The sequence below is a fragment of the Oribacterium sp. NK2B42 genome (assembly GCF_000424445.1).
Classification (GTDB): domain Bacteria; phylum Bacillota; class Clostridia; order Lachnospirales; family Lachnospiraceae; genus Oribacterium.
In genome coordinates, this window is sequence record NZ_KE384192.1 from 1 (window position 1) to 18892 (window position 18892).

The 18892-nt window shown below is 44.0% G+C and carries 22 protein-coding genes; all 22 read left to right on the forward strand.

Features of this window, described 5'->3' with window-relative positions; all coding sequences use genetic code 11:
- Positions 1-1169, forward strand: a 1169-nt coding sequence (locus G625_RS21705) for a flagellar hook-length control protein FliK (RefSeq protein WP_029202080.1), incomplete at its 5' end; no start/stop codon positions are given.
- Positions 1170-1232: 63 nt separating this feature from the next.
- Positions 1233-1751 (forward strand): flagellar hook assembly protein FlgD, encoded by a 519-nt coding sequence (locus G625_RS20705; RefSeq protein WP_044933439.1) that lies wholly within the window; start codon positions 1233-1235, stop codon positions 1749-1751.
- A 43-nt stretch (positions 1752-1794) separates the two neighbouring features.
- Entirely contained in the window at positions 1795-2187 is a 393-nt protein-coding gene (locus G625_RS0117185) for a TIGR02530 family flagellar biosynthesis protein (protein ID WP_044933441.1), read from the forward strand.
- Between the two features lie 158 nt (positions 2188-2345).
- Entirely contained in the window at positions 2346-3554 is a 1209-nt protein-coding gene (locus G625_RS0117195; RefSeq protein ID WP_029202082.1) for a flagellar hook-basal body complex protein, read from the forward strand.
- Positions 3555-3667: 113 nt separating this feature from the next.
- Positions 3668-3877: a flagellar FlbD family protein gene (locus G625_RS0117200; RefSeq protein WP_029202083.1), complete on the forward strand. Its 210-nt coding sequence runs from the start codon at positions 3668-3670 to the stop codon at positions 3875-3877.
- 30 nt (positions 3878-3907) lie between these two features.
- Complete coding sequence (locus tag G625_RS0117205; protein WP_029202084.1) at positions 3908-4708, forward strand: motility protein A; 801 nt, start codon at positions 3908-3910, stop codon at positions 4706-4708.
- Between the two features lie 3 nt (positions 4709-4711).
- On the forward strand, positions 4712-5746 hold the full coding sequence (locus G625_RS20710; RefSeq protein WP_084152983.1) for an OmpA/MotB family protein: 1035 nt from the start codon (positions 4712-4714) through the stop codon (positions 5744-5746).
- A gap of 69 nt (positions 5747-5815) precedes the next feature.
- Complete coding sequence (locus G625_RS0117215) at positions 5816-6910, forward strand: flagellar motor switch protein FliM (protein ID WP_029202085.1); 1095 nt, start codon at positions 5816-5818, stop codon at positions 6908-6910.
- Between the two features lie 61 nt (positions 6911-6971).
- The gene (locus G625_RS0117220; protein ID WP_029202086.1) at positions 6972-7340 is read left to right on the forward strand and encodes a response regulator; all 369 of its coding nucleotides are present in this window, start codon (positions 6972-6974) and stop codon (positions 7338-7340) included.
- Between the two features lie 52 nt (positions 7341-7392).
- The gene (flgC, locus tag G625_RS0117225; RefSeq protein ID WP_029202087.1) at positions 7393-7845 is read left to right on the forward strand and encodes a flagellar basal body rod protein FlgC; all 453 of its coding nucleotides are present in this window, start codon (positions 7393-7395) and stop codon (positions 7843-7845) included.
- A gap of 33 nt (positions 7846-7878) precedes the next feature.
- Positions 7879-9315: a flagellar motor switch protein FliN gene (gene fliN, locus G625_RS0117230; RefSeq protein WP_029202088.1), complete on the forward strand. Its 1437-nt coding sequence runs from the start codon at positions 7879-7881 to the stop codon at positions 9313-9315.
- Positions 9316-9320: 5 nt separating this feature from the next.
- Positions 9321-9674, forward strand: coding sequence for a FliO/MopB family protein (locus G625_RS20715; RefSeq protein ID WP_049895995.1), 354 nt, complete (start codon positions 9321-9323; stop codon positions 9672-9674).
- Positions 9674-10330, forward strand: coding sequence for a flagellar type III secretion system pore protein FliP (gene fliP / locus G625_RS0117240; protein ID WP_029202089.1), 657 nt, complete (start codon positions 9674-9676; stop codon positions 10328-10330). Before G625_RS20715 ends, fliP begins: the two co-directional genes overlap by 1 nt.
- A 75-nt stretch (positions 10331-10405) precedes the next feature.
- Positions 10406-10672 (forward strand): flagellar biosynthetic protein FliQ, encoded by a 267-nt coding sequence (locus G625_RS0117245; RefSeq protein ID WP_029202090.1) that lies wholly within the window; start codon positions 10406-10408, stop codon positions 10670-10672.
- A 1-nt stretch (position 10673) separates the two neighbouring features.
- Positions 10674-11429 carry a flagellar biosynthetic protein FliR gene (locus tag G625_RS0117250; RefSeq protein ID WP_029202091.1) on the forward strand — a complete coding sequence of 252 codons (756 nt, stop codon included), beginning with the start codon at positions 10674-10676 and terminating at the stop codon, positions 11427-11429.
- A gap of 90 nt (positions 11430-11519) precedes the next feature.
- A complete protein-coding gene (gene flhB, locus G625_RS0117255; protein ID WP_029202092.1) occupies positions 11520-12590 on the forward strand; it encodes a flagellar biosynthesis protein FlhB in 1071 nt (356 codons plus the stop codon).
- Between the two features lie 264 nt (positions 12591-12854).
- Positions 12855-15017, forward strand: coding sequence for a flagellar biosynthesis protein FlhA (flhA, locus tag G625_RS0117260; protein WP_029202093.1), 2163 nt, complete (start codon positions 12855-12857; stop codon positions 15015-15017).
- A 41-nt stretch (positions 15018-15058) separates the two neighbouring features.
- Positions 15059-15844, forward strand: a complete 786-nt coding sequence (locus G625_RS0117265; protein ID WP_044933444.1) for a sigma-70 family RNA polymerase sigma factor — start codon at positions 15059-15061, stop codon at positions 15842-15844.
- An 84-nt stretch (positions 15845-15928) separates the two neighbouring features.
- Entirely contained in the window at positions 15929-16765 is an 837-nt protein-coding gene (locus tag G625_RS0117270) for a flagellar hook-basal body protein (protein WP_029202095.1), read from the forward strand.
- A gap of 154 nt (positions 16766-16919) precedes the next feature.
- Entirely contained in the window at positions 16920-17729 is an 810-nt protein-coding gene (locus tag G625_RS0117275) for a flagellar hook-basal body protein (protein ID WP_029202096.1), read from the forward strand.
- A 22-nt stretch (positions 17730-17751) separates the two neighbouring features.
- A complete protein-coding gene (locus G625_RS0117280; protein WP_029202097.1) occupies positions 17752-18375 on the forward strand; it encodes a chemotaxis protein CheC in 624 nt (207 codons plus the stop codon).
- A gap of 3 nt (positions 18376-18378) precedes the next feature.
- Entirely contained in the window at positions 18379-18861 is a 483-nt protein-coding gene (locus tag G625_RS0117285; RefSeq protein WP_029202098.1) for a chemotaxis protein CheD, read from the forward strand.
- Positions 18862-18892: the final 31 nt, after the last annotated feature.

An 18892-nucleotide genomic window follows, 5' to 3' on the forward strand; every position in this document is an offset into this window, starting at 1 on the left:
CGGCAGCCGGGGAGAACATAGCTTCGCTTCAGGCGCTGGTGAATTCTATGGAAGCCGATAAGATAAGTCCTGTTTCGGATGGCAAGGTTGAACTGGTAACCGAGAAGCTTGTTACAGAGGCGAAAGCACCTACAGTAATTGCTTCATCAAAAGTTTCCGATGATTCCACAGGACCTGTGCCGGTACTGCAGAATGCCGTTCCCACCGAGGATGGAAGGTCCATCACATTGGATAATAAAAACGGCGAAGATACGGAAGCAGTAAAGAAGACAGCACTTGAGACTGAAAGAAACGGCGCTGCTGTCACAGATTCCAAAACCGAGAACAAGGTCAGTGACACAAAAGTAGACAGTGACGTTAGTGACACAAAGGGAAACAGTGCTACAGCGTTTAACAGAAAAGGAAACGTTGATGACACAGGAAAGAGCCCCGAGGAAATACTAAAGAGCCTTGAAGGCCAGGGACACATCGTATCAAGCAGCGGCAGTTATCCTAAAGGAGAACCTTCCAACGACACCAACGGACCTACGGGAAGACCGGGTGACACCACTATCGAAAAGACATTAAAAGCTGAGAAGGGTCCCGGTGCTTCAAAGACTGACACAAATAAGGAAACAAATACAGAAGCAAATACTGAGACAGCTCAGGATCCGACAGCAGCAGTTCCGGTAGGATTTGCTACTCAGACTCAGAAAACCACAGCACAGCAGGAATTACCTGTAGGCACAAACGAGACCATGATGATGCGTACAACAGAATCAACTCTTACAGATGACCTTACAAATCTTGTTTCTTCAAGATTCCCATCAAAGAACGGTCAGCTTACCATAGAGCTTGATCCTGAAAATCTCGGTAAGATCACCATCAATGTGAATTACGACAGCGGACATGCAGCGGTATCTATAAGTGCCACAAACAGTAAGACCCTGGAGATGCTTACCCAGAGTGCTCCTCAGATGGCAAATATCATTCAGCAGAAGACAGGACAGCAGACTGATGTGTTTGTGCCAAATACACAGCAGAGCAACACAAAGCATGACATGGCTGAGGGAAGAGAGTCAAATGAGAACAGAGAACAGCAGAGATCACGCCAGAATGAGCAGCAGTCAAGGACCGATGAGACAAGCAATACAGCATTTCTTCATCAGATGAGACTCGGACTTGTGTGAGGTTAACTAAAAAACATTATTAAAAGCCGATTCATGAAGATGTGAATCAGAAAGGAGAAGTATATGGCAGATGTTTCGGGAGTATCCGGAAGTACCAGTCCTTACAATACCGGAAGCTATACCGCAGAAACCACCGATAAGAATACTCTGAACATAACCAGTTACTTTAAGCTTTTGTCAGCACAGCTGGCAAGCCAGGATATGACAAACCCAATGGATAACAGTGAGCTTCTTGCACAGATGTCACAGATGGCCATGGTACAGTCACTTACATCCATGACGAAAGCAGTTGACAGTCAGATCGATTTTGCACAGCAGAGTTACTCCGTCGGGATGATTGGTAAAGAGGTAACGGTACTTGTGGAAGGTGAAGCCGGATCGGGACAGCAGACCACAACCAAAACAGGCATTGTGGAATCTGTACATCTTACAGATGATGAACCTATTATCAGGTTACAGAACGATACCACAGATTATAAGCTGTCTGATATCGCAAGTATCAAAAACAGCAGCGGCAGTTCAGCTGCAGGACCATCACCTGTAGACACATCACCTGCAGGACCATCTTCTGAAGAACCATAAAACAGCCGGATGGGTAAAAAAGAATATTGAAGAAAGGAAAGATATGGATTTTGATCTAACTTCTAGGAGACTGCAGTCGGTAGAGTACAGTAATCTCACAAAAAAGACTTCCGCAGTCAGCACAGAAGATACCGGTACTTCCTTTCAGGAACAATTGACTAAACTGCAGAAAGAGACAACGGAAGATTTAAGCTTCAGTAAGCACGCTGTGAGACGTCTTTCGGAGAGAAACATAGAGATGAATGACGGTCTTATGGATGATCTCAGGAATGCAGTTTCGGAGGCGAAAAAGAAAGGCGCCAGGGATGTAGCGGTTATCGGCCGTCAGGGCATTTTCATAGTAAATGTTCCAAACAATGTTGTGGTGACTACCATGGCAGAGGACGATATGAGAAACAAAACACTTACAAATATAGACAGCGCGGTATTTATGTAGGCAGGACCTTTTCAGGATGCCGGGAGCCCGTCCCGAAGTGACGGCTCCGGAATCGCGCCGTTCTATCGAGAAACTTATCAGGATGAATAAGGTGAACAGTGATCATGCGGTTGGGATGCCGCAAAAACCTGTTCCGGTTACAGAAAGGATTTAGAATTATGTTAAGAGCAATGGATGCAGCAGTTGCAGGATTAAGAGCACATCAGGGCAAGATGGATGTATTATCCAACAATATTGCCAATGTCAATACCTTTGGCTTCAAAGCTCAGAGTTACTCCTTTAAGGATACTCTGTATCATACGACCAATGCTTCAGCATCAGGAACACAAAAAACTGTTAATAATGGAAATAATAATGGAAATGTAGCCGTTACAGGCGGTAAAAATGCTGCTCAATATGGTTATGGTTCACTGACAGGAAGTATAGCCACGGATTTCACATCTTCAACACCTTCCTATATAGGTGGCTTTAATGCTTCCATAAATGGACCCGGATTTTTCATTACGAGTCCGCAGAATGATGTAAGCGGAATTCAGGTGGATATAAACAGCTCCAATGAAGGTGTTACTAAAACTACAACCACAATGAAAGCAACCAATTTTTATTATACAAGAGTAGGTCAGTTCAATGTTGATAGTAATGGTATGATCGTTGATTCCAATGGAAATTTTGTATATGGATTCAGACCGGATTACTATACAGATGCTGAGACTTATGGAAAAACAGTTAATGAGAACTCAGGAGGTAATAACGCAGGAGGTAATAACTCAGGAGGTAATAACTCAGGAGGTAATAACTCAGGTGATGGAGACTCGGGTACTTCAGCTGATTATAGAAATCTTGTTCCTCTGAGGGCACCTAGTGCAGGTAAAACAGTTATTACGGTGGAAAAAGATGATTCTACAGGCGATATTTCTTATACTCGTAAAGCGACATCTGACGCTGATTTTGCAACTCTTCCTTCAATGCCAATCAAGAGCATTGAGATAGGAAATGATGGTGTAATCAAGGCGATAGTCGAACAGAAGGTTAAAACAAGCGGAGCTGAAGATGAGATTACTAAAGAAATCTCCATAGTTATAGGAAAAGTTGCCATCGCTTCCTTCCAGAACCAGGAGGGTCTCATGAAGGCCGGAAACAATACCTTCACAACTGCGGCAAGTGACAATACCGGTAATGTAACAGCAACCGAGCCGGGCGTTGGTGCTACACCTACTCTTATGGCAGGCTACCTTGAGAACTCCAATGTTGATCTCGCAAAGGAATTTACCGATATGATCACCTCTCAGAGAGGTTTCCAGGCTAATTCCAAAGTTATTACGGTTTCTGACGAAATTCTGCAGGAGCTTGTAAATATGAAGAGATAAACTTATAATAAATAGGATAAACTTATAATATCACTTAAATAGCATAAAAATCTTGATAGTGGCGTTATATATAACGCCGCTATAGCCGATAATTTGAGAAGGAATACTATTTTATGATAGAACTCATCCGATTAAACGGTGAACCGCTGTACGTAAATTATCTCCAGATATTGTCGATAGAAAAGATACCTGAAACCAAGGTGAAGCTCACAACAGGTGATTATTATCTGGTTAAGAATACATTGGAGGACATCGAAGAACAGATCATGAGATTCCTGCATGAGGTAGTGATTTTCAGGGAAAAGAGTATCCATGCCGGATAAAACAGGTGGGTTTACAGGAGGCTTAGGTAGATGGATTTAACGCTTTTGATCGGCTGGTTTTTGGCAGCAGCTCTAATTGTAAACGGTATCACCGTGGAAAAGCTGGGGAACTTTTGGGATCAGCCGTCTTTCGTCATCGTTGTTGGAGGTACTATTGCAAGTCTTATAGCATGTTATCCCTTCAGGATGCTTAAGGATGTTCCCAAGCACATAGGAACCTGCCTGAGAGGCAGTAAAAAGTATGATGTTCCGAAGACTGTGGAGCAGATAGTAGATCTGGCGATGATAGCAAGACAGAGCGGACTGCTGGCACTGGAAGAGAAGGCCGGAGAGATAAAGGAACCGTTTTTCAAAGCTGCAGTACTTATGATAGTAGATGCAAACGATCCGGATAAAGTCAGATTTGTACTTGAAAGGCAGGTTGAGGATATGATGTCCCGCCATGATGAAGCAAGAGGCATGTATATTAAGGGATCGGCTCTTGCACCGGCCTTCGGAATGATCGGCACACTGGTTGGACTTGTAAACATGCTTAAGGGCATGGATCTTTCCGGATCCGGTGGAGCAAGCTCCCTCGGACAGGACATGGGTGTTGCGCTTATCACAACCTTCTATGGATCTGCATTATCCAACGTAATATTCCACCCTATCGCCCAGAAGCTTGCGGTGAGAGAGGGTGAGGAGGTTCTTTACTGCTCTACGGTTATCGAAGGAGTTATATCCATTCAGTCAGGTGAGAACCCCAAGTACATAAGAGAGCATCTTCTTGCATCACTGCAGAGAGGACAGCAGACCAAGCTGCTCAAGAAGGCCGACGGAGGAGGTAAATAACAGATGAAAAAGAAAGGCGGAGGAGGTGACGAAGGCGGAAGCTGGATGGACACATATGGTGACCTCGTAACCTTGCTTCTGTGCTTTTTCGTTCTTTTGTACTCCATGTCAAGTGTAGACAGCCAGAAATGGGATCTTTTTGTGCGAAGCATATACCCTGACGGCAAAACCCCAAGTGAGAGAGCCGCTGAAGCTCAGGATAATGCCCTTGTCAACGCACAGGTGGTGGAAGAAGGAGTTCCGCCGGAGGGTATCGTAGGAAATCCCGAGATAGATGAGAATCTTCTGAAGGAGTCGGATCTGTCCGAGATTTATCTTCAGATAGCCCAAAAGCTTAACGAGGCAGGCATCGAAGGGGTAACCGTAACCCGGGGTGAAGACTACACCTTCGTGGTTTTTAAGGACAAAGCCTTTTTTGCCGGTGACAGCTCTGTATTATCAGAACAAGGACAGAAGACACTGGATATATTATGTGATACAATAAGAAACGATAATGAATTGATATCACAGCTGAATGTAATGGGTCATACCGCACAGGCTGATCCTAATAAGATAAACAATGCAAGAAATGACCGCATGCTTAGCTCCATGAGAGCCGCAGAGGTTTGTATCTACATACAGAATAAGGAATTCCTGGATCCGGATAAGCTGGTAAGCATTGGATACGGACAGTTCAGACCCCTTGAAGACAATAACACGGCTGAGGGAAGAGCTGCCAATCGAAGGGTTGAGATACTGATCATAGATAAGGACGGTGATGTCAGGGATCTGGATGAGTATTATAAGGAATTGAATGAAGGCATTAACGCTGACACCACTATCATTACAACCGGTGAAAGCGTAGCAACGGCAGATGATGGATTGTCTGCCGGTATAAGTGAAAATACGGTGATGCTGACTCCTGCCGGAGGAAGTGATACATCGTCTGTTACCTCATCCGCCGAGGGAGTGTCGGGTCAGGCTGATTTAGAAAGTTATGCAGCAAACGCAGTGAATGATCTAAATTCACTGGATGCCGCTTTACAGGCCGGACCGTAGTTTTTTATTACGTCTGCCGCGTAAAGAGGTGTATTAACCTGGTATGATAAACAGAGGGGTGTTTAACATATGGCAGACGTATTATCCCAGAGTCAGATTGATGAACTTCTGAAATCAATGGCCGGTGGCGGCGGTTCCTCTCCCAAAGAGGAAAAAGCAGAGGTAACCAAAGCAGCAGAGCCGGAAAAGAAAGAAGAAAACTTTAATAAGTATGATTTCTACAGTCCTCGTAAGTTTACAAAGGATAAGATCAAGCTCCTTAGAAGTATTTATGAGAACTATGCGAGAATCCTTACATCTCAGGTAAACGGTGTATTCCGCGTACTTACGGATATCACTGTTATAGAGCTCAGAGAGAGCCGTTACTATGAGTATGTAAACATGTTCCATGAGAATGACTGCATGACCATCGTTGATGCTTATATCGACGAAAAGGGCAAGAGCAATGTGCCTCTCATGATATATTGCACACCGGGTCTTATCATTACCCTTATAAACCATATGTTGGGAGGAGGAGATTCGGTTATTCGTGTAGAGGATAATTATCGTTATTCCGACGTAGAGATGGCGCTTTACAAGAGGGTGCTTGACTATGTTATACATTCCATGGACGATGGATTCTCCAACTACATAAACATTGAATTCAAGATGCAGAGAGTGGAGGAAAATCCCTCCATGACTCAGGAAATAGGTCTTGATGAGACGGTTGTTATCCTGGTTCTCAATGTAGACGTTTCCGGAATAGCGGCAGAGAAGATAAGACTCTGCATACCGGGTACTCTGCTTGAACATATCTTTAAGATCATAGATAACCGTAAGCATATCGCAAGAGGTTTCTCTTACGAGAACAATTCCGATGTTATCATGAATCATATAAAGGATACCAAGTTCCCTATCACAGGTCAGCTTGGAGTTATAAAGCTTGATATAAGTGATATTTATCATTTACAGGTTGGGGATGTTATAGATCTGAACAAATCCACCAAAAGCCAGGTCAAGCTGTATGTGGGCAGACAACCCTGGTTCACGGGAACTATGGGAGTCCATAAGAAAAACATCGCGGTACGTATTGAAGACAGAATAAGACCGATGGGTAAAGATAAACCCACGGAGGAGATTATCGCGGATCTTTTAAGTGAGTCTGTTGAGCAGAAGACAGGATGATGTCGCTCTAACAGTTCATGATATATTACGTACATTTTATTAAAAGCTAGGAGAAAAAAGTATGGCTAAGATTATGCTTGTTGATGATGCTGCATTCATGCGTATGATGGTTAAGAATTCCCTTACAAAGGGCGGCTTTGCTGATTGTGAATATGTTGAGGCACAGGATGGTGCCGAAGCAGTAAAGAAGTATGATGAGGAGAATCCTGACCTTGTTATCATGGATATCACCATGCCCAATATGGATGGTCTTCAGGCGCTTAAGAAGATCAGAGAAGCTCATCCGGATGCAAAGATCGTTATGTGTACCGCAATGGGACAGGAATCAATGGTTGTTGATGCTATAAAGTCCGGTGCAAAGGATTTCGTTGTAAAGCCATTTAATGCAGAAAGAATCACTTCTACAGTAAAGAATATTCTTGGTGCTTAAATGAACCTGAACGACATATTTCTTTGTACTTTCCTGGAAGAGAGGGAATGATATGTCATTTTTGAGTTCGTTCGATATAGCAGCCTCCGGAATGAGTGCCCAGCGTCTCAGGATGGATATAGCTGCTGAGAATATAGCTAATGTTGATACTACCCGCACTGAAGCAGGCGGCGCGTATCAGCGTAAGGATGTTGTGTTTGAGAGCTTCGGAGAGGGATCTTTCGCGGATGCATTCAGGAATGCCCAGCGAGGCAGAGGCTTTCGTGCACAAACAAGATCGGGAGTCAGAGTATCGGAGATCATTACTGACACCCGTGAGATGAAACGAGTATACAATCCTTCACATCCCGACGCGGATGCGGATGGATATGTGGAAATGCCCAATGTTGATGTACTGAAGGAAACAGTAGACAGTATGTCCGCTACCAGATCTTATGAAGCGAACGTTACTGCCCTTAATGCTATGAAGGCGATGGCACAGAAGGCACTTGAAATAAAGACTTAACTACTAGATTTTGAGGGGTAAAGGAGAGTAGGAATGGGTGCTGGTCGCTTTAATGATATGGAAATCGACGCCATAGGCGAGATAATGAATATCAGCCTTGGCTCTTCGGCAACAGCATTATCAACGATGCTCGGCACGAAGGTCAATATCACTACGCCTAAGGTAAAGGTACAGAATCGAAATGAGTTTGAGTTCAGGGAGCTTGAACCGGCCATCGGTGTTGAGATTTCTTATGTAAAGGGTCTTGACGGAAGAAATGTCATGATGTTCAGCCGGAACGATGTCCGCGTCATCGTCAGCATGATGATGGGCATGGATATTCCGGAGGAAGAGTTCGTGATGGACGAGATGAATGCGTCTGCAATCCGTGAAGTCATGAACCAGATGATGGGCTCTTCAGCAACAGCGCTTTCAGAGTTTCTGGGGACAACTGTAGATATTTCCACACCGGTATCGTTTGAGATTCCAAACGAAAAAGAATTTAAGGATAAATATTTTCCCGGTGACAATGACGAGGTTGTAGTTAGCTTCACCCTTGAAATAGAAGATAAGCAGCTGGAAAGTGAATTCCTTAATATCATGCCTGTTCCTCTCATGAGGCGACTGCTTCAGCCCTTTGCCGAGCAGTTTGGCCTGGAGCTGAGTTCTGACGATGATGAAGATATACAGGCAGTAGAAGCAGATGTCCCGGAGGCGGTTTCAGAACCTGAGTCTGCACCGGCAGCGGCAGCATCCTCAGGGCCTTTGGATCAGTCAGCAGTGGATGCCCTTCTTCACGGTGAAGCAGCAGCCTCCGAGCCTGCACCCGCAGCATCTTCAGGACCTTTGGATCAGTCAGCGGTGGATGCCCTTCTTCATGGTGGAGCAGCAGCCTCCGAGCCTGCACCCGCAGCCCCGGTGCCACAGCCTGTACCTGCTCCTGCGGCAGCGGCACCACAGCCGGTACCCACACCACAGCCTATACCAGCACCTGCAGCGGCAGCGACACAGCCTATACCTCAGCCTCAATACGTTCAGACTGTAGCAGCAGCTCCGGACCCTATGACCTTGCAGCTTCTTAACCAGATGCAGCAGTCACAGACCCAGATGATGCAGCTTATAAAGGACATGGAGGAAGACAGAAAGAATGCAAGAAAAGAACCGAGACCCGGAGTCAAGGTTCAGTCTCTCAACTCACCTGAATATGCCGATTCTGTTGAAGGCGAAGAGCAGGAAGAGAACAGAGAGATGCTTATGAAGGTTCCTCTGGATATCTCTGTAGAGATCGGAAGAACCAAGAAGCTTGTCAAGGATATACTTGAATTCACCCAGGGTTCCCTGGTGGTTCTTGATAAGATGGCCGGTGAGCAGGCAGATCTTTATGTAAACGGTGAATGCATAGCCCGGGGAGACATAGTTGTTGTTGAAGATAACTTTGGTATCCGTATCACCGAGATCATCAATAAAGAAATAAGTCCGGAAGGTTTGTGATAATTATGTATAGTACTATTTCACTCTTATCCGGCTTTTTGGTATTTGTTATTATTCTGCTGCTGGCTTACGTCTGCAGCAGATATTTAGGTAAGACCTGGCAGTTCCACGGAACCGCAAAATATATGGAAGTCATAGATCAGCTTGCAGTTGGACAGGATCGCCTGCTTCTGATCGTTAAGATAAATGATAAAAATTATCTTATGAGCTCTTCTTCTCAAGGGGTTTCTATCCTCACGGAGCTCGATGGCGATTTCTTGTCGGAAGAGAGTACAGGTCCTCATACGACCGGCGATTTTTCTCAGTATCTGAACAGATATTGGAAGCAGTTCAGAGACGGAAAGGATAGCAGTAAATAATGGGGGATTTACTGACCGGATTAAATGGCGGAAACGTTCCGACCTTGGATTTGATTTTTATGCTGACGATGGTGGCCCTGGTGCCATCCATTGTCGTCATGATGACTTCGTTCACTCGAACAATCATTATCCTGTCTTTTACAAGAACAGCAATGGGTGTTCAGCAGACACCGCCTAACATGGTCATAGCAGGTATGGCCCTGTTTCTTACGCTCTTTATCATGAGTCCCACCATTGCCCAGATAAACGAACAGGCATATCAGCCTTACAGAGCTGGAAGGATCAACCAGGAAGAGTGCATCAGACGTATGGTGGTTCCCGCTAAGGAATTCATGCTCAGAAATACGGAAAAGGAAACCCTCGACAGATTTGTGGAGATGGCTGAAGTAGCGGTTCAGGATGATGTGAGAGATTATCCCATTACCATCATAACGCCTGCTTTTATGACCTCAGAGCTTAAAAGAGGCTTTACTGCAGGTTTTCTTATCTATCTGCCGTTTCTTCTGATAGATATCGTTGTTTCCACGACCCTTATGGCCATGGGTATGGTAATGCTGCCGCCTGCAATGGTTTCCATGCCTTTCAAGCTTTTGCTGTTTATATCCGTGAATGGATGGGAATTGATGTTTTCCACCATCATCAGGAGTTTCAGATAGGAAATAAGTAAACAGTTCGGCCTTTGGACCATGGGGACGGAGGCCGAACTGTCATACAAATACAGGAGATATATTATGACCACCGGACTTGCACTTGACACATTGAGAGAGACCTTTATGCTGGCTCTGGAGATAGCTTTGCCTCTTTTGCTGATAAGTATGATTGTCGGCATAGTACTGGCTATTTTCAGTGCTGCCACCTCCATAAATGAACAGACTCTCACCTTTGTGCCGAAGCTTTTGTCCATTCTTATAGTGCTTTCTCTTCTTGGCAGTACCATACTTGTAAAGATCCAGGAATTTTTTGTTAAGATTCTGAATATGATAGCTACCGGAGGCTGATATGATCATTCTTTTCAGCTACATAGTAATGCGTGTTTCGGGAGTCATCACCTTTAACCATGTTATCTCCAGAAATGAGTTTTCACCCTCTATAAAGGGTATGTTTGTATTCATGCTTTCTGCCATGATGTTCATCTGGAATGAAGGACTTCTTTATACGGAACCGGAAACACTTCTTGAATATGGGGTACTACTGGTTAAAGAGCTTGCCATAGGTGCCTGTATCGGCTTCGGAATGGATATCACCTTTGCTGTTGTACGCTTCGGCGGAACTGTTATTGACTTTTTGATGGGCCTCAACATGGCTCAGGTATTTGACCCTTCTTCCAATCAGCAGTCCACACCAACCTCCAATCTTCTTGCTATGTTTATGAGCATGGTGTTCTTCACTTCCGGAGGGCATATAAGATATATTGGCATATTGTTTAATTCCGTTAAATATATTCCATTTGGACAAGTACAATTGAATTTCGGTATCGCAAGATACATGTTTGAACTGTTTTTTGACTGCATGGTATTGGGGCTTCAGATAGCATTTCCCATACTTGCAATTGAGCTTTTGTCGGAGATATCCCTGGGAATTCTTATGAGGATCAATCCTCAGCTTAATATTTTTTCAGTAAACTTTCAGTTGAAGATCATTGCCGGTATGATGATGCTTCTGGCGCTTTTTACTCCGATGTCGGAAATGATCATACGGATAATGGAAGGTATGTTTACACATCTTGATGAAATAGTTAGAATCCTTGCCGGATAGCAGGTGAGTATCCTAAACGTTTGTAACCCGTAGTTCCTGCTTTACAGGACAAACCTGTAAGCATAAGTAGCATTAACAGGAGGACAACCAATGGGTGATGATGGCGCTGACAAAACCGAGGAGCCTACCGGGCATAAGATAAGCGAGGCAAGAAAAGAAGGTAACGTCTGTCAGAGCAGAGATGTTGCAACAGTGGTTATGCTGCTGGGCGTTTTTGTTATGATCCGGATTATGATGCCAACTATTTACAGGTTCATAAGCAGTATGTTCAGATTTGTTATAGAGTGTATAGGGTACACTAAGTATGACCCCTTAGGACCGCCACTTTTCTACAGATTTATACTGTATGCTCTGGTATGCAGTATGCCTATACTGCTGGTTTCCGTGATACTTGCCATACTGGCACACGGAGTACAGACAAGGTTTAATTATTCAAAAAAAGCAACAAAGGTTAAATTCAGCAGATTAAACCCCATATCCGGGATGAAGAAGCTGTTTTCTCTCAGTAAGGTTGTAGAGACAATAAAAAGCATCCTGAAGATCTCAATCCTGTTGATTCTTTTGTATGTGATCATAAAGGATAAGCTGCTACCCATAGCAAGAATGCTGGATATGACTCCTTTCAATTCCGCCTTGATACTGCTGAGCTTCATCTGGGATCTTATACTCCGGGTTGTGATTGCATTCTCTGTTATAGCATTTGCCGATTATATGTATCAGAGATATAAGTATCATAAAGATCTCATGATGACTAAACAGGAAGTCAAGGATGAGATGAAGATGATGGAGGGTAATCCTGAAGTAAAGAACAAGATGAAACAGAAACACAGGGAAATGACCAATCGCCGTATGATGCAGGAAGTTCCCCAGGCTGATGTAATCATCCGTAACCCGACACACGTGGCGGTGGCACTCAAATATGATCCCGAAAAACGGGGCGCACCCTATGTGGTGGCAAAGGGCCTTGACCTTATAGCTCTTCGTATCGTAGATGTAGGAGAACATAATGATGTTCCCTGGATAGAGAACAGGCCTCTTGCAAGAGCGCTTTATGCTTCCTGCGAAATAGGACAGGAGATTCCCATTGATTATTACAGTGCTGTTGCGGAACTTCTGGTTTATATTTATAAACAGAAGAATAATGGTGAAGTGCCGGCCTGATAATGACGGAATACCCCGGTTTTTTACTGTTTTTGCATGGAAATCATCATGATTTGTGCAAGATGCAAAAGTAATTCTTGGCTAAAAATATTAATTTTGAGCATTTTTTGGCTCAAATTAAACATTTTTTGAAAAAAATTAAGAGATTTTATAACTTTTTCGAGACAAGTTATTAAAAAAATATTATAATGAAACTATATCTTAGTTTTGTTCGTAAGGTATAGAGAATAGAATAACGAGAAGAAAAGAAACAGATCACAGACTATGAAATGGACTAAATTTGTAGCGGATAATTCCATAGTTGTTATGGCTCTGGTAATCATCCTGTTGCTGATCATCCCACTTCCTCCATTTATGGCGGATCTTTGTATAGTCCTCAACATGGCTATATCTATGATGATCCTCGTAATCACGATGACGATCCACAGTCCGTTGGAATTTTCGATTTATCCTTCATTGCTTCTGTTGACTACACTGTTCCGTCTTGGCATCAATGTTTCAACAACCAGAAACATCCTGTCTAACGGCGGTTCCTCCGGACAGGTCATCGCAGCTTTTGGTGACTTCGTTCTGCAGGGAAATGTTGTTGTCGGTCTTGTAATCTATATCGTCATTGTTCTCATGAACTTCACGGTTATCACAAAGGGTGCTGAGCGTGTAGCAGAGGTTTCTGCAAGATTCAACCTCGATGCTATGCCCGGTAAACAGATGGCCATTGACTCAGACCTTAACGCAGGTCTCATCGATGAGCAGGAAGCTGCACGTCGTAGAATGAATGTTCAAAGAGAATCCGATTTTTACGGCTCCATGGACGGTGCTACGAAAATTGTTAAAGGTGACGGAGTCATGTCGCTGATAACCACTGCGATAAACTTAGTGGGAGGCAGTATCATTGGTATCGTTCAGTCCGGACAGGACATAGGTACCGTATTAAACACATACACAATTGCAACCGTTGGTGATGGTCTTGTGGGACAAATCCCATCACTTCTTATTTCTACCGCAACCGGCATGATCGTAACCCGTGCCGTGGCAGAGGGATCACTTAACGAGGACATATCAAAGGAGTTTTTGGCACAGCCAAGATCATTTATGATCGCAGGCGGTGTTATTTGTGTTCTCTGCATTATTCCGGGTATGCCCCTGCTCCAGATCCTTATGGTAGGTATCGGATTCATCGCAGCGGGATATGTAATGCAGCAGAGGATACTCGAGGCACCTGAAGCAGTCAGGGCAGAGGCCTACAGGTCAGCTAGTCAGGGAGCGAGACAGAGAATCGGAAATGTCGGAATCGGGGAGCCTGAAGCTGCGGAGGAAGAGCAGACACAGAAACCACCTCAGCAAACACAGGAAGAATTTTTTAAAGATGTTAACAACGTATATCATTTGCTTCAGGTCGAGCCTATCGAACTGAATTTTGGTTACAGTCTCATACCTCTTGCGGACGAATCCGTGGGAGGAAGACTTATAAGCCGTATTGTAGTATTCAGAAGACAATATGCCCAGGAGATGGGATTTGTCATTCCGTCGGTAAGACTCAGAGACAGTGCCAAGCTTGGAACTAATGAGTATACGATCAAGATCAAGGGCGAGTCAGTTGCAGTGGGAGAGGTTCTTACGGATTTCTACCTGGCACTGGAGCCTGATCATCTTGAAAAGGAGATCGATGGTATCGATACCATCGAACCGGCCTACGGTATCCCGAGTAAATGGATAAAGCCTGAACAAAGGGAAAGAGCGGAAATGTACGGATATACCGTCATTGACCCGTTATCGGTACTTGTTTCCCACATGAGTGAGGTTATCAGGCAGCATAGTTACGAACTTATCACAAGGCAGGAGGTTTTCCGTCTTGTGGAAAATCTGAAGAAATCAGCGCCGGAGCTTGTTAATGAAGCATTCCCGACACTGGTATCCTACAATCTCTTACAAAAGGTTCTTACGATGCTTCTTAAGGAAGGAGTATCCATAAAGGATCTTGAGACCATAGTGGAGACTATGGTGGACGTGATCACAGAGACGGGACTACCGGTAAAGGATATCGACGCGCTGGTGGAACAGGTTAGAATCTCATTAAAACGTACTATCACAAGAATGTATTGTGAAGACGGAAGCATGAAGGTAGTGACTCTTGATGCGGATCTGGAAAGATCCATGGTAGGTTCACTGTCTAAAGGTGAAAATGGATATTATCTTGCATTAAGCCCTGATGTTTTACAGAGCCTTGTAAGACAGGTATCCGAAGAGGTCAAGAAATTCAAAGAACTCTCACAGACTCCCATCATACTGACTTCAGAGGTTATGAGAGCACATTTCTATCACCTTATAGAACAGTTCTATCCTCAGGTAAGAGTTCTTTCCTTCAACGAAGTTGCAAACAATGTCCAGATCCAGGCGATAGGGAGCCTGAAGCTGGAGGAAAAGTAGGGAAACAGAAATAGATATACGAAAGTTAGAGGGGATGAGATATGATCGACACTATTTACAGGGGAGCAGTTGATGATCTCGAAGCGATGACCAATGAAGAGCTTTTCGGGCTGTATCAGAAACGGCATGATAACCGTATCAAACAGGAGCTCACCATGCGCTACGTTTATATAGTAAAAAGCGTAGCGTATCAGATGAGGGATGTTTACAGTGATTCCATGCAGGCTGAGGATATCATTAACGAAGGCGTGATTGAAATCATGAAGGCCATCGACAGATATGATATCGAAAAGGACAATAAGTTCGAAACCTTCATATCCAGACGTATCAGGGGTATGGTTATCGACCTGATACGTAAGAATGACTGGATGCCGAGAAACTATCACAGAGACCGGAAGAATATCGAGGATGCCAGAGATGAACTTCAGCGGAAGTTGGGACACGCGCCCAGTGACGAAGAGATATCCAAGTATTACAAGATGGATGTCAAGAAGATCAAAAAGGTGGACAGAATGCGCACTATGGTGAATGTTCTGTCCCTGGACATGACCTATGATGACAATGATGAGACTCTGTTTCAGGTGGCTTCAGAGGACATAAACACACAGCCGGAGGGTAGTTTCTTGCAGAACGAAACAGTAGCAATATTGGCAAAAGCCATTGATTCATTAAAGGATAGTGAGAAAAAGGTTATTTCTCTTTACTATGTTGACGAATTAAATATGAATCAGATTGCTGAGGTTATGAATATCAGCCAGCCGAGAGTTTCCCAGCTTCATTCCATAGCCATAGAGAAGCTTAAGGGCTATATGTCAAAGATGTCATAACAGAGTACTTCAGTATTTTTTTGGATCCGCTATTTAAAATATTAAGTGGGTCATTTAAAGGGTGGGACCCTTAAAGGAGCGAGAATGTATCAGGGATTTTACAATCTGACATCCGGAATGCTTACACAGCAGAGAAGACTCAATGTTGTCAGTAACAATATGGTCAATATAGAGACGGCAGGTTATAAAAAGGATACTATGACTTCCACTACATTTCAGGAAGAAATGCTTGTCCGGACCGGAAGATATAACAAGGATAATCCTACGGATCTTGCCACAACTTCGAAGATAGTTACTGCACAGCAGACCTATACGAATTTTGAACAGGGTGCATTCAATCCGACAGACGGTATATATGATTTTGCCGTAGGCGGAAACGGATGGTTCTCCATACAAACGGAACAGGGAGTACGTTATACAAGAGACGGTGCGTTTTCCGTAGATCAGGAAGGTTATCTGGAGCTTAGCGGTCTCGGACGTGTGCTTGGTTCCAATGATCAGCCTATACGTATTCCTACAGAGAATTTCACTGTTGCTGAAGACGGAACCATCTGGGTGGACAAGACTCAGGCAGCATTAACCACGGGAAAACCCGAAGTTCCCTCCAATGAAGCTCCCGAAGCTCAGGAACCGGAACAGCGTGAATCCTACGGACAGATCAAGCTGGTGGATTTTCAGGATTATGGACAGCTACATAAGGAAGATAACGGTTTGTACTCCACCAATCAGGCAGCCAATGTTGTTAACGGACAGGATGGTACCTCTCTCATGTGGGGAATGCTTGAAAGGGCCAATGTTGATATGGTGGATGAGATGACTACCATGATCTCATCCCAGAGAGCGCTGCAGAGTGCAGCACAGATGCTCAAGATGTACGATTCGGTTATGGCAAAATCTTCCTCGGATGTTGGAAGACTCTAAAGAATTATTGATCGATAAGGAGACATTAAGATCCGCATTCGCATGTCATAAATAAACATTTGGAAACGTGTATTAACAGAGCCGGTTAGCTGTGCCTCTGTGTGTCAGATATTAAGGCTCCAAAAACAGCGTTAATAGATGAGGAGTATAGAATATGAATATGTCATTTTGGACCGGCGCGGTTGGGGCTGATCATTTCAAAAACAGTCTTGACGTGGTTTCCAATAACCTTGCCAATATCAATACAGTAGGCTATAAACCTAAAAACTCTCATTTCAGAGAGCTTATTAATTATAACATTAATGATTCGAGAGAAGCAGTCACAGAGCTTCAGGCAGGAGCAGGGGCCATCATTAATGAGACTCCGACCAACTTTAAATTCAGCAGTATGAATATCACCAATTCGGAAACAGATTTCTGTCTCATGGATGACAATACATTTTTTATGATTCAGGATCCGAACGACAATTCCATAACTTATACAAGAAACGGACATTTTCACAGGGGCCTGATGCCGGATGGAGAGTTTTATCTAATGACCGAATCCGGGAAGTATGTTCTTGATCAGAACGGAGAAAGGCTGAAGGCGGATGTCATCGATTTCGAAACACTTCGCGGAAAAAGTGAAGAAGAGAATGGTGAAACCACCGCTGAAACCACAGAAACCGAAGAAACACAAGAAAATGAAGAAAAACCGAGAATTGGCGTTTATACTTTTCCGCATCCCAGCCGATTAATAAGTCAAGGGGACAATGAACTTGCAGTCCGGGAAGGTGACAATCAGAATACTCCGGCTCTTGTGAGCTATCCACATTTGGAGAGTGGAGTTTTGGAAAGCTCCGGTACGGACATGGCATTGGAAATGACAAAGATCATAGAGAGTCAGAGAGCATTTACCTATGCCTTAAAGATGGTGACAACTTCGGATGAGATAGAAGGTACCATCAATCAGCTAAGAGGATGATTAATTTAGTGGGGAATGGGTAATGAGGATACATGATTATGGGGAAATGAACCTTCACGACCTGGATGTCATGAGGGAGATCGGAAGTATAGGTACCGGACATGCGGCAACGTCGCTGTCACAGATGCTCCAAAAGGAGGTCCGCATTACTTTTCCGCAGATTAAGATACTTGGATATGATGAAGCTGTCGAATCCATCGGCGGAAACGTGGAAGAGATTGTTGGTGCGACTCTTGTTAAGATGGATGATGACATCAACGGTATAATGTTATTCCTGTTTAATCTTGAACTTGCCAATACCGTTTTTGAAAAAATGATGGGCATGACATATCCGAGCTTTGAGCAGTTTGATGAGATGGCATATTCTGCCATGACTGAAATCGGAAACATCATCATATGCTCCTATGTCAATGCTTTTACGGAATTTGTAGATCTGAATATCAGTCTTTCGGTTCCAAGCTCCTGCGTCAGCATGCTTGGAGCGATACTCGAGGTACCCATAGCAGAATATGGGTATGAGACTGATAAGCTTATGTATTGTACCGCTGATTTTGTGATAGAAGGTAAAACCTACAGAGACTGGCTTTTGATGCTGCCGGATATCGCATCCCTGAATAACATACTGAAAAAGCTTGGGGTTGATTAATATATGGACAGACAACTAAAGGTCGGGATCGGAGACATGAAGCTGACCCGTGGACAGGGAGAGATAATCACTTATGCCCTTGGTTCATGTATCGGAATCGTATTTTATGATCCTTTTCTGAAGTTAGGGGCCCTGCTTCATATCATGCTTCCTGTGAGGCAGAACAAGGATGATCCCAATTTAATGAAATATGCAGATACAGGCCTTGCTGAGACTATCCGTAAAATGACAGCTTTTGGGATGTTAAAGTCCAGGGCGGTCGTTAAGATCGCCGGGGGAGCAAAGATGTTCGAAATCAGCGGCAATGCCAGTTTCGGTAATATCGGTGAAAGAAACGCGGCTACTGTCCGTGAGATACTGAAAAGGGAAGGTTTTCGTATCGCTGCAGAGGACTGTGGAGCGAATTATGCAAGAACAATGAGCCTGGATGTGGCTACGGGGGATGTGGTGATAAGGTCCTCGGGGCGTCCGGAGAAACATTTATAAATTTATCCGTTAGGAGGAAACCTGAATTGAA